The sequence below is a fragment of the Bradyrhizobium sp. LeoB3 genome (assembly GCF_055456055.1).
Map to the genome: position 1 here is coordinate 1 of NZ_JBVBEF010000156.1, position 11,132 is coordinate 11,132.

An 11,132-nucleotide genomic window follows, 5' to 3' on the forward strand; every position below is an offset into this window, starting at 1 on the left:
CGTTCGACGTCATGGGCTTGGGCAAGGTGACTGCAACGCCAGCCTCTTCGCAGGCTAATATCTCCTCTCCGTCGAAGGAGCCACGGTCGGCGACCGCCTCGAGCTTGTGGGCCGTTAGGCCTTCTTGAACTGCCGGCATTCCTAAACCGGCAGTAGCTTGGCCCTTTGGGCCTGTTCAACCTCCCTAGACTTGGCCGCGCCTTCCATGCCCGGATGGCGCGGCCTTTTTAATATTGGCCAATGCCGGACTCCTGCAGGCGCCCTCCTAGAACTGATCCAGCACGCGGCTGTACGCCGAATGGTGCGGTTCTTCACCTTCACCCACTCGCAGATGCGAGGCCCGGTAATGTATAATAGCTCATCGCAGGCGGGGAAGATTGGGAGATCGAGAAGATTGGGAGATCGATGTGAAGTTAGTGACGATTTCTACCCTAATCTCTGCGATAGCTGGGACTGCCGCCGCACAAACACCAGAGTTTCGTATGCCCAGAGTGGCGGCCTAGTGGTCGTTTTCCCTGGCCAGGGAGGGCTGGGTACTGGGCCCGCTGTTTTCGCATCGGTTGATCTAGTTTGCGGCGGCACGACTTACACACTCAGCACCGGGAACAGTAATAAAGGCGCCGAATGCCAGGCAGGCGGCAACGGCAACAATGCCTTATGCGACGATGGTCAAGGGAATAAGGCGGAGGTCAATTGTTCTTCGGGGTGCGAAAGTGCCGCCGGGTCTGGCAGCTGCAAGGTAAAACAATAAGCAGCTCAGAACTGGGTCCACCACCCGCGAGTAGGCGGGGCGCGTCCGAGACCGCGGAGGCTCTGGAGTATCGCCAAACAAGCAAGCTTGCGCTGAATGCGAGCAGGCGCATGGCGAACTAGGGCGGGGGGAGGAACATGGGCGCAAAAAGGCAGCTTATGGATTTCTGATTCAATAGTGTTCTCCTGCAGATGGTCTGGCAGCGAGCGCAATTCGCATTTTAGGAGAAGGCAACCATCCACAAGGAACTCTCTCCCTGCGAGAGACGTCTCTTGCGAACCAGCGAGCCGCCCAGCAAGAGTTAAGGAATTCGGTTGACCGGCGCCACGACTGCCCCCAGCCCCAGGCGCGGATGAACGAACCGAGGCCCAGAGGGTTCGCCCCCTTTGCGGCCTCGTTACTTTTTGGGGCTCGATTTCGGGAGAGACCGGAAGTTTTGAGCCGGGCGCTACGCCCACGCTTTTTGGACCCTAAGCTGACAACGCACAGCAGAGCCGCCATGTCGCCGGTCTGTGGAAGGCCCGACATTGTAGGATGGTGGCCTTCACGCCCGATCTCGCCCCTAGGCCGAGGCCGAGGATTGCTGCGATTGCAAACACGTCAGGTACTCGGCCATATCCGACGTAGCGCAGCAGTGATATCTTTATCGAGAGCGGGCGCTTTCTCCCGCACGGTCCGAAGTTCGGCCCCCGGAAGTAACCCTAAGGTTCTCGAGGCGGTCCCGATGCCTACGAATCGTCGCAACTTGTTGTTGGCGGGATGCTGCGCCGCCTCCGCTCCGCTGCTTTGGGGCATTACCACTCGGCTCAGGGCCGAAGAGCGCGATCCGCCGCCAGAGACCACTACGCTGCGCCTCGCGAAGAGCCCAAGCCTTTGCATCGCGCCTGCCTACGTCGTCAGAGACCTGCTGAACGCCGAGGGGTTCACAAACGTCGTTCACGTCGAAACCGGGTTCGTAGGTAACGGCTCCGCACAGGACAACGCGATCTGGAGAAGCAGCGATGTCGACTTCAACCTGAATTTCTCTGGGCCGCTCCTTCTTGAGATCGATAGAGGCCTGAGCACTACCGTTCTGGCCGGGATTCACGTCGGCTGCTTCGAGCTCTTCGCCCGGGAGGGCATACGCAGCGTCGCCGACCTGAAGGGTCGAACCGTCGGCGTCCAATCGCTCGAGTCGCCCCCGCATGTATTCCTGAGCGCGATGGCGACGCTTGTGGGGCTCGATCCCGCCAAGGACATCGAGTGGGTGACGAGCGCGAAGGTCAAGCCGATCGAATTGTTTGCAGACGGCAAGATCGACGCCTTCCTCGGATTTCCGCCAGAACCTCAACGTTTGCGCGCGCAGAACCTCGGGCGCGTTATCGTCAACAGCGCACAGGATCGGCCATGGTCGCAATATTTTTGCTGTATGCTGGCGGGCAATCGCGAATTCGTTCGAAGAAATCCTGTTGCCACCAAGCGCGTGGTGCGCGCCATGCTTCGAGCCACGGACTTATGCGTGAGCGAACCGACCGTCGTTGCGAAGCGTATGGTGGATGGGGGTTTCGCGCCTCGCCTGGACTACGCGGTCCAGACCCTTGCGGACGTGCCGTACAACCGCTGGCGCGAGTACGATCCTGAGGACACAATCCGCTTTTACGCACTTCGTCTTCGCGAAGCTGGAATGATCAAGTCAAGCCCTGCGAAACTCATCGCGGATGGAGCTGACTGGCGGTTCCTCAACGCGGTGCGACGTGAATTGGGAGGCTGATCAACTACAGCGCTTTCGAGGAGGTCCCGATGCATACAAACCGTCGCGACTTGCTGCTGGCTGGGGCCTGCGCAGCTTCTGCAGCCCTGTTTGGGAGCGTCTCAGCTCGACTGAGGGCCGAAGAGTCCAATCCGCCGCCGGAGACTCCTACAATTCGGCTTGCGAAGAACCCAAGCATTTGTATCGCACCTCAGTACGTGGTCAGCGATCTATTGAATGCCGAGGGGTTTACAAATGTGGTTTACGTCGACTCCGACGCTGGCGTAGAGCAAACCAGAGCAATCGCGAGGGGCGACATCGACTTCACCCTGCATTTCTCTGGCCCACTTCTGCTCGAGATCGATCGAGGTGCGAGCATTACTATTGTGGCCGGAGTTCATGTCGGCTGCTTCGAGCTGTTCGCCAAGGAGGGCATACGTAGCGTTGCCGATCTGAAGGGGCGAACCGTCGGCCAGCAGGGGCTTGGCAGTAGCCCGCACGTTTTCATCAGTGCGATGGCGGCGCTTGTCGGACTTGATCCAGCCAAGGATATCGAGTGGGTGACGAGTGCATCGGTCAAGCCGATCGAGTTGTTTGCTGAGGGTAAGATTGACGCGTTCCTTGGATTCCCTCCGGAACCACAGCGCCTGCGTGCGCAGAATATCGGTCATGTCATCGTTAACAGTGCGCAAGATCGCCCATGGTCACAATATTATTGCTGCATGTTGGCGGGGACTCGTGAATTCGTCCGGAAGAATCCCATTGCGACCAAACGTGTAGTTCGCGCCATGCTGCGAGCTACGGATTTGTGCGTCAGCTCGCCAGCCCTTGTTGCGCGGCGGATGGTGGACGGGGGGTTCACACCTCGTCAGGACTATGCGGCTCAGACGCTTGCGGATGTGCCGTACAACCGCTGGCGCGAATACGATCCCGAGGACACTATCCGCTTTTACGCGCTTCGTCTGCGCGAAGCGAAGATGCTGAAATCGAATCCAGCCAAAATTATCGCGGATGCAGCCGACTGGCGGTTTCTCAAAGAGGTTCGTCGTGAACTTGGAAGCTGATTCGGCGTCGTTCCTTGGCCAGCGTCCACTCCCTGCAAGATCGCGAGGAAGTGGAGATGGCGCGTCGATAAACGACGTTCTTCTCGGTTTTTCACTACGACCCTCATTGCGCACAAAATTGCTGATGGCGTTCTTCGCCATCGAGGTCTTCTTGGTCTCGGTTGGGGTAATCGGCCTCCTCTCGCTGCGCGAGGCGGATCAGCGGGCGAACCAAGTCGTTGGTCTGCAGCAGAAGATCGAGGCATATCGGCAGATGCAGCACAATACGCTCCGGCAGCTTTATGGCGTGTCGACAGCGCTCGCCTTTCCAAATGAAACGACGTTAGCAGTTGTGCTGCGGCAGATCAATCAGTTTGGGTATGACCTTGATCGCGTCTCGTTCGTCGCAAAGGACGAGGTGGCGTTGCTTAACCAAGTGCGAGAAGAATATGCGCGCTTCATAGCCGTCGTTTCAAACATCGCGGAGCTCATCCGCGGTGGACGAGCGGCTGAGGCCAAACAGAGAGAACTCGCGGAGCTCGGACCCCTCGCGGACAAGCTCGAACGACTGACTAATCAATTGGTCAATCGGGCTGAAGCAGACATGGTGGCCGGCATAGATGCGAGCCGACAAACCTACACCAAATCACAGATGCTCGTCACTGTGGTCGCTCTCGCAAGTTTTGTCCTTACGCTGGTCTTAGGACATGCGATCTCCCGCTCGGTGATCGAGCCAGTACGCATTATTCACGACGGCTTGAATCGGATAGCCGCTGGCGATTTTGCCCAGCGCATAGAGGTGCCCAATCGGGACGAGCTCGGGGAGCTTGCGGCGCACGTTAATTCGACCTGCGACGAGCTGCAGCAGCTCTACCGGAGCCTTGAGGAGGCGAGCCGACACAAATCGCAGTTCCTCGCAAACATGAGTCATGAATTGCGGACACCCTTGAACGCGGTACTCGGCTTTTCGGAGCTCATGCTGGACGGCATATACGGCGATCCGCCAGAGAAGATGCGCCCCGCCATCGAAAGGATCCAACGGAACGGCAGACATCTGCTCGGGCTCATCAACGACGTCCTCGACCTCTCCAAGATTGAGGCCGGACAGCTTCGGCTTTCGCTGGCCGACTATTCGGTGGAGGAGCTGGTAAATGTTGTCCATACCTCCGTTGAGTCGCTCGCCGCAGACAAGAACCTGAGTTTGAGAATTGCCGTTCCCGCTGGCTTGCCGCCCGCGCGAGGAGACGAACGCAGGCTCGCTCAGGCCCTGTTCAATCTCGTTGGTAACGCGATCAAATTCACAGACCGGGGAGAGGTCCGAATAGAAGTGGAGGCGAAGGCAGATTCCTATGTCTTTTCTGTTCAGGACACAGGACCTGGCATCGACGAGGTGGACCAAGCCAGAATCTTCCAGGAATTCCAGCAGGTGGATAACTCGATCACCAAGACGAAGGGAGGCGCGGGGTTGGGCCTCGCGATCGTAAAGCGCATTGTGGAAATGCATGGCGGACGAATCTGGATCCAATCTCGCGTCGGCCAGGGCGCTCGGTTCTCTTTCCTGGTGCCGGCCCGCCTTGAGCAGCAGGCGGTGTAGGCATGAGCAAGCGCGTACTTGTCGTCGAAGACCAGGAGGACAATCGGCAGATTCTGCGCGATCTGCTTGCAAGCGTCGGTTATGAAATGATCGAGGCGCACGACGGCGAAGAAGCGCTCATGGCGGCGCGAACCCATAGCCCGGACCTGATCCTGATGGACATCCAACTGCCTCTTCTCGACGGATACGAGGCGACACGTCGCATAAAAGCGCAGCCGGATCTGCGCGATATTCCAATCATTGTCGTCACCTCCTATGCGCTTAGCGGCGACGAGGAAAAGGCACGCGCTGCTGGCTGCGATGCCTACGTCGCTAAACCCTACAGCGCACGAAAGCTACTTGAGACGATCCATCGATACCTGCCATGAGGGTCCCGTGCGTGCTGATGTGGAGCGGAGATGCATGTCCCACCCCGAATCTTGATCGTGGATGACAATGAAACGAATCGCTGCCTTCTTACCGCGCGCCTCGGTGCCGAGGGTTATCAGATCGTGGAGGCTGAAAACGGCGAGAGGGCGCTCGCGGTCGTGCATGAAGTAGAGCCAGACGTTGTCCTCCTCGACGTCATGATGCCGAAGATCGATGGCTTTGAGGTCTGCCGGCGATTGAAGATCGATACGACGCTGGGATTTGTTCCAATCATCATCGTGACGGCGCGGACCGAATCAGAGGATGTCGTCGCGGGACTCAACGCGGGTGCTGACGAGTATCTGACCAAGCCGATCGACCATGCAGCCCTCGTTGCGCGTGTGCGCTCCATGCTCCGAATTAAAGAGTTGCATGATCGAGCTGAAGCCCAGGCTGTCGAGCTCGCCGAGTGGAATAGAAGGCTTGAGCAGCGTGTTGAGGAGCAAGTTGTGCAAATTGAACGGGTCAGCCGTTTGAAGCGGTTTCTGTCGCCGCAAATAGCGGAGTTGATTCTTTCTTCATCGACATATGAGCCTTTGGCGAGCCACCGCAGACAGGTAACGATAGTCTTCGGTGACCTTCGCGGTTTCACAGCGTTCGCAGAGACTGCTGAACCCGAAGAGGTGATGGCGGTGATGCAAGAATATCATGCCGCCTTAGGCTCCCTCGTGCACCAGTTTGAAGGCACATTGGAGAGGTTCCTGGGCGACGGAATCATGGTGATTTTTGGCGATCCGACCTTGTGCAGATCCATGCAACCGAGCTGTCCAAATGGCGGTCGCGATGCGAAGCCGCCTATTGGAATTGTCGAATAAGTGGCGGCGTGAAAGACATGACCTTGGTTTTGGAGTCGGCATTGCGTATGGATATGCGACACTCGGCGCCATCGGTTTTGAGGGACGTTCTGAGTACAGCGCGATCGGTACCGTGGTGAATCTAGCTGCCCGTCTTTGCGCGGAGGCGCGCGACGGTCAGATTCTCGTTGATGGTAGGGTGCGGGAGGCGCTTGACGCGAGGGCGACCGCGGAGCCCGTGGGTGAACTGACGCTCAAGGGGTTGCGTCGTCCGATAGCGGCATACAACGTCGTTGAGATGACTTAGTCCCTTCGAAGCGCCCGGCTAGAGGTCCGGCTCGTCCAGGGGAGGTCGCATGCGAGGGCTTGGCGCAATACTCTTTCTCGCGGTTTCACTGGCCACTTTATGCGCGGCCGTGGCGGCGGAGCGCGAGCTGATTCTTGGGCAGACGATGCCCTATAGCGGTACGGCGTCGGCGCTGAGCGCTGTCGGCAAGATCCAGATCCGCTATGTCCAGATGATCAACGAACGTGGCGGAATCAATGGCCGCAAGATCAAGCTGATCTCGCTCGACGATGGCTATAGACCGCCAAAGGCCGTGGAACAGACGCGAAGGCTGGTCGAGAATGATGAGGCCGTTGCGATCTTCGGCAGCATGCGGACCGCGCAGAACGCGGCGGTCCAGAAATATCTGAATGGCCGGAAGGTACCTCAGCTCTTTGTCTTCGCCGCCAGCGACCGTTTTGCCGACCCGAAGACCAGCCCATACACCATCTCGGGAATGACCCTGTTCAGCACCGAGGCGGCGATTTACGCGCGGCTCGTTTCCGAAACCATTCCGCGGGCACACGTTGCGGTGCTCTACCAGAATGATGACCACGGACGCGAATATCTTCGCAGCTTCAAGGCCGAACTGGCGCGGCTCGACCCGCAGGCGGAGATCGTTGCTATCGCGCCCTACGAGGTGGCGTCGCCGACCGTCGATTCACAGGTCGTGAAGCTGGCCAGCAGCAATGCCAATGTCTTCCTGAACGCGTCAACCGGAAAATTCACCTCGCAGGCGATCCGCAAGGCGAGCGAGCTTGGATGGCGCGCCCAGCAGTTCCTGCCGATCGGAAGCAACTTCGTGGCGCGATCCTCAAGCCGGCGGGGCTGGGAAACGCGAAGGGAGCGATTTCGGCCACGCCGACCAAGACCGTGGCCGATCCCGAATGGGTCAACGACCCTGCCTATCTGGAGTGGCTGGCCTTCATGAAAAAATACTAGCCCGAAGGAGACATTGAGGATCAGCTCAACTTCACCGGTTGGAACGTCGCCGTTCTTATGACCAAGGTGATCGAAGCGTGTGGCGATGACCTTACGCCGCAGAACATCATGAAACACGCCACGTCCCTGAAGAACGTAACGCTACCGGGCCTGTTTCCGGGCATCACCGTCAACACGGGCCCGGACGACTACCGCCTGATCAAATCGCTCCGGCCACAACGCTTCGACGGCGAGCGCTGGGTGCCACTTTCCGGTACCATGGCAGCGAGATAAGCGGGCGCGATCGGTCCCGGCGCGGCATGCCGTCAGCTCGCGCCGCGCCTGAGTTCCTCGGTCGCGCGCCGCAGGACGTCGTGAAGCCATTCGTGGGACGGCTCGTCCTCGACACGCTCGTGCCACAGTAGCCGGACCTCGACGGGTGTCGTGGTGTAAGGCAGCTCGCAGGTCGTGATTGCATGGGTTTGCTCGAGCACTCTCGCCAACGGGCGCGGGACGATGGCCGCCAGCTCGGTATCCGCCAGCAGGGCGGGCAGGGCGAGAAAATGTGGCAAGGAGACCGCGATTCGCGGCGGCCGGTCGCTTTCGGCGAGCGCCCGCTCGAGCGCGGCGCGGTCGTACATTTCCGAGCGTCTGGCGAGACCTCGCTCGGAGATGAAACCGCCGATCGCGCCCTCCTGCTCGCCGCCAAAGGAGACGACGACCAGCGGCAGGCGTGCCAGCTTCGCATTGTCCAGCCGGCCGAGCTCGCGCTTTCCGCCAACGATCAGCACATCGTCATATTCGAACAGCAGGGCCGAGCGGAAGCGGCCCGGGGGGACCGAGAAGACACCGATGGCGACGTCGATGCGGCCAAGGTCGATTTGCTCGGCAAGGTCGATCCGCGTCACCGGCTTGATCATCAGATCGATCGTGGGGGCCTCGCGGCCGAGTATCTTCAGAAGCGGAGAGGCCAGCACCATCGTAGTGAAGTCGTTGGCGGCCAGCGTGAACTGCTTGGTGGAGTTCGCCGGGACGAAGGTCGGCAGTTCGACCGCGGCCTCGAGGGATCGCAGGGCTTCGCGTACCAGCGGCGCCATCGTCAGCGCGCGCGCCGTCGGCTGCATGCCTGTTGCCGTGCGCACGAACAAGTCGTCTTCCAGCATCTCGCGGAGCCGCGCGAGCGAGTGGCTCACGGCGGACTGGCTCAGTGCGACCTTCTGGCTGGCCCGCAGCACGCTACGTTCCTCCATGACGGCATCGAAGACCTTGAGCAGGTTCAAATCCAATGTCTTGAACGAAACAGACACGAAAGGAATCTCCTCCGGTCACTGGCGGATCGGCCCCGATAAGTTGCTGCTATCCTGTCCAATTATGGCCAGGTGCGCCGCGGACGCAACCGAATGGATGCCGAAGAACGTGCTGTGTCGCTATCGGCCGCTGCAATCTGAAAGTGGTTCAGGATTACTCTGCGAGAGTTTCACTTCCGTAACACGGCCGTTCGGTCATGATTGCCTCTGCCGGGTTGGGAGGAGAGGCACGATGAAATCCTGGGTGAGGTGGCCCCGAGGTGACTGGCGCGAATCATTCGGATTGGCGCTGACGCTCATAACGGTGACGACGTCGGCGACTGCGGAAGGCGGTGCCGTCAAGCTCGGCGTCCTGACGGATATGTCTTCGCTCTACGCGGACAATGGTGGCCAGGGCTCAGTCATCGCGGCGCAGATGGCGGTGGACGACTTCAAAGGAAAGGTGCTCGGACGCACCGTCCAGATTATTGCGGGAGATCACCAGAACAAGGCTGACATCGGCTCCGTGATAGCCAGGCGATGGCTGGAGAATGAAAGTGTCGAGGCTATCCTCGACGTGCCGAACTCTGCCGTCACTCTCGCAGTGCAGGGCATCACGCGAGACAGGAAGAAGCTCTTCCTCGCCACCGGCGCCGCCACCTCTCGCCTTACCGGCGACGAATGCTCATTGACCGGAATCCATTGGACATATGACACCTACGCGCTGTCGCAGGGAACGACCAAGGCAATCTCACGTCTCGGCGCAAAAACCTGGTTTTTCCTTTCAGCCGACTACTCCCTCGGCTCGCAACTTGAGGCCGACAGCCGCAAGGTCATCGACGCCACCGGTGGTAAGGTCGTCGGCGCCGTGAAACATCCGATCAATACACCGGATTTCTCCTCGTTCCTGCTGCAGGCGCAATCCTCGAAGGCGGACGTGATCGCGCTCGCCGATGCCGGCGGCGATTTCATCAACGCGGTGAAACAGGCTGGCGAATTCGGAGTTACGCGCGGGCAGAAGCTTGCCGGCCTGATCGTCTTTATTGCCGACATTCACAGCCTCGGACTGCAGAGCGCCCAAGGTCTGATGCTGAGTTCGGCGTTCTATTGGGACCTCAACGACGGGACCCGCGCATGGTCGAAGCGCTTCATCGAGAAGACCCAAAAGGTTCCCACCATGATCCATGCCGGCACCTATGGTGCGGTCATGCACTACCTCAAGGCGGCTGAAGCTGCGGGTACGCTGGATGGTCCGACCGTCGCCGCCAAGATGCGTGAAATGCCTGTGAACGATTTCATGACGAAGAACGGCCGGATCCGGGAGGACGGTCGGCTGATGCGCGATATGTATCTGTTCCGTGTCAAGTCTCCGGAGGAGTCCAAGTACAGGTTCGATTACTACGAGCTGCTCGCGACAATTCCTGGGGAAGAAGCCTTCAAACCGATGGAGGAAGGAGGATGTCCGCTCTCGAAGAAGCCGTGATCGGCGAGCACGCGGCGAACAGCCTCGCGCAGAACCGGATCGACGAGATCATCGCCGGCCGCTTCGCCTGCCGTGAATTCTCCGATGATCCGATCCCGCGACGGACCATCGAGCAGATCCTCCGCATCGCGCGGTTCGCGCCGAGCGGAGCGAATATCCAGCCGTGGTACGTCTACGTGCTCGCCGGCGCGGCCAAGGACCGCGTATCGGCGGCGTTGCTGGAGGCGCACGAGACGTGCCGCGACGAGCACGTGTCCGAGTACAGGTACTACGCCAGCGATTTGCCCGTGCCATACCTGAATCGCCGGCAGGAGTTCGGACGGCTGTTCTACGGCTCGCTCGGAATCCCTCAAGGCGACGTCGAAGCCCGCAGCAGGCAAACCGCGAAGAACTATGCATTCTTCGGCGCCCCGGTGGGATTGATCGTCACCATCGACCGCCGGCTGGAAGTCGGAAGCTGGCTCGATCTCGGGATGTTCATTCAGAACGTGCTGCTGGCCGCGGCCGGGCGTGGGCTTCAGTCCTGCCCGCAGGAGACGTTCTCTAGATATCACCGGATCCTGCGCCCGCTGCTGTCGATCCCCGCCGAGCAGATCGTGGTGTGCGGCATCTCGATCGGGAACGCCAAGGTTGCGATGACGGAGAGATTGATGCCGCGGGCGGACGTCGATGAGTTCGCCTCGTTCGCGGGATTCGAAACATAGAGCCCAATCGAGAAGAGTAAGGAGACGACTATGGGAAGCCGAGAAGAACTGATTCAGCGCAGCATTCCGTTCCTCCGGGAAGTCAAGGATATGA

Annotated in this window: 11 protein-coding genes; 10 read left to right on the forward strand and 1 reads right to left on the reverse strand. The window is 59.7% G+C overall.

All coding sequences use genetic code 11. From position 1 onward, the window contains the following. Positions 1-1,475: 1,475 nt before the first annotated feature. The 8 genes from ACZXDY_RS42570 to ACZXDY_RS42605 all read left to right on the forward strand — a co-directional run bounded on the left by ACZXDY_RS42570 (position 1,476) and on the right by ACZXDY_RS42605 (position 7,859). Entirely contained in the window at positions 1,476-2,501 is a 1,026-nt protein-coding gene (locus ACZXDY_RS42570) for an ABC transporter substrate-binding protein (RefSeq protein WP_464349603.1), read from the forward strand. 29 nt (positions 2,502-2,530) lie between these two features. Beyond that, positions 2,531-3,544 carry an ABC transporter substrate-binding protein gene (locus tag ACZXDY_RS42575; RefSeq protein ID WP_080664187.1) on the forward strand — a complete coding sequence of 338 codons (1,014 nt, stop codon included), beginning with the start codon at positions 2,531-2,533 and terminating at the stop codon, positions 3,542-3,544. A gap of 124 nt (positions 3,545-3,668) precedes the next feature. After that, complete coding sequence (locus ACZXDY_RS42580) at positions 3,669-5,117, forward strand: HAMP domain-containing sensor histidine kinase (protein ID WP_028169149.1); 1,449 nt, start codon at positions 3,669-3,671, stop codon at positions 5,115-5,117. A 2-nt stretch (positions 5,118-5,119) separates the two neighbouring features. After that, on the forward strand, positions 5,120-5,485 hold the full coding sequence (locus ACZXDY_RS42585; RefSeq protein ID WP_028169148.1) for a response regulator: 366 nt from the start codon (positions 5,120-5,122) through the stop codon (positions 5,483-5,485). Positions 5,486-5,542: 57 nt separating this feature from the next. After that, positions 5,543-6,340 carry a response regulator gene (locus ACZXDY_RS42590; protein WP_464349604.1) on the forward strand — a complete coding sequence of 266 codons (798 nt, stop codon included), beginning with the start codon at positions 5,543-5,545 and terminating at the stop codon, positions 6,338-6,340. Continuing rightward, positions 6,309-6,626, forward strand: coding sequence for an adenylate/guanylate cyclase domain-containing protein (locus tag ACZXDY_RS42595; RefSeq protein ID WP_464349609.1), 318 nt, complete (start codon positions 6,309-6,311; stop codon positions 6,624-6,626). Before ACZXDY_RS42590 ends, ACZXDY_RS42595 begins: the two co-directional genes overlap by 32 nt. A 49-nt stretch (positions 6,627-6,675) precedes the next feature. Continuing rightward, positions 6,676-7,575, forward strand: coding sequence for an ABC transporter substrate-binding protein (locus tag ACZXDY_RS42600; RefSeq protein WP_080664185.1), 900 nt, complete (start codon positions 6,676-6,678; stop codon positions 7,573-7,575). 68 nt (positions 7,576-7,643) lie between these two features. Next, entirely contained in the window at positions 7,644-7,859 is a 216-nt protein-coding gene (locus ACZXDY_RS42605) for a hypothetical protein (RefSeq protein ID WP_464349605.1), read from the forward strand. Positions 7,860-7,891: 32 nt separating this feature from the next. On the opposite strand, the gene ACZXDY_RS42610 is transcribed toward ACZXDY_RS42605, so the two are convergent. After that, positions 7,892-8,872 carry a LysR family transcriptional regulator gene (locus ACZXDY_RS42610; RefSeq protein ID WP_464349606.1) on the reverse strand — a complete coding sequence of 327 codons (981 nt, stop codon included), beginning with the start codon at positions 8,870-8,872 and terminating at the stop codon, positions 7,892-7,894. 232 nt (positions 8,873-9,104) lie between these two features. Here ACZXDY_RS42610 and ACZXDY_RS42615 point away from each other — a divergent pair, with 232 nt between their 5' ends. Beyond that, a complete protein-coding gene (locus ACZXDY_RS42615; protein WP_464349607.1) occupies positions 9,105-10,334 on the forward strand; it encodes an ABC transporter substrate-binding protein in 1,230 nt (409 codons plus the stop codon). After that, positions 10,310-11,038: a nitroreductase gene (locus tag ACZXDY_RS42620; RefSeq protein ID WP_464349608.1), complete on the forward strand. Its 729-nt coding sequence runs from the start codon at positions 10,310-10,312 to the stop codon at positions 11,036-11,038. Before ACZXDY_RS42615 ends, ACZXDY_RS42620 begins: the two co-directional genes overlap by 25 nt. Positions 11,039-11,132 lie beyond the last annotated feature (94 nt).

What these genes read in the sequence shown, in the direction of transcription:
- ACZXDY_RS42595 (WP_464349609.1), top strand. Translation starts at nt 6,309, where the DNA reads ATGCGAAGCCGCCTATTGGAATTGTCGAATAAGTGGCGGCGTGAAAGA.
- ACZXDY_RS42575 (WP_080664187.1), top strand. Translation starts at nt 2,531, where the DNA reads ATGCATACAAACCGTCGCGACTTGCTGCTGGCTGGGGCCTGCGCAGCT.
- ACZXDY_RS42600 (WP_080664185.1), top strand. Translation starts at nt 6,676, where the DNA reads ATGCGAGGGCTTGGCGCAATACTCTTTCTCGCGGTTTCACTGGCCACT.
- ACZXDY_RS42605 (WP_464349605.1), top strand. Translation starts at nt 7,644, where the DNA reads ATGACCAAGGTGATCGAAGCGTGTGGCGATGACCTTACGCCGCAGAAC.
- ACZXDY_RS42570 (WP_464349603.1), top strand. Translation starts at nt 1,476, where the DNA reads ATGCCTACGAATCGTCGCAACTTGTTGTTGGCGGGATGCTGCGCCGCC.
- ACZXDY_RS42620 (WP_464349608.1), top strand. Translation starts at nt 10,310, where the DNA reads ATGTCCGCTCTCGAAGAAGCCGTGATCGGCGAGCACGCGGCGAACAGC.
- ACZXDY_RS42615 (WP_464349607.1), top strand. Translation starts at nt 9,105, where the DNA reads ATGAAATCCTGGGTGAGGTGGCCCCGAGGTGACTGGCGCGAATCATTC.
- ACZXDY_RS42585 (WP_028169148.1), top strand. Translation starts at nt 5,120, where the DNA reads ATGAGCAAGCGCGTACTTGTCGTCGAAGACCAGGAGGACAATCGGCAG.
- ACZXDY_RS42580 (WP_028169149.1), top strand. Translation starts at nt 3,669, where the DNA reads ATGGCGTTCTTCGCCATCGAGGTCTTCTTGGTCTCGGTTGGGGTAATC.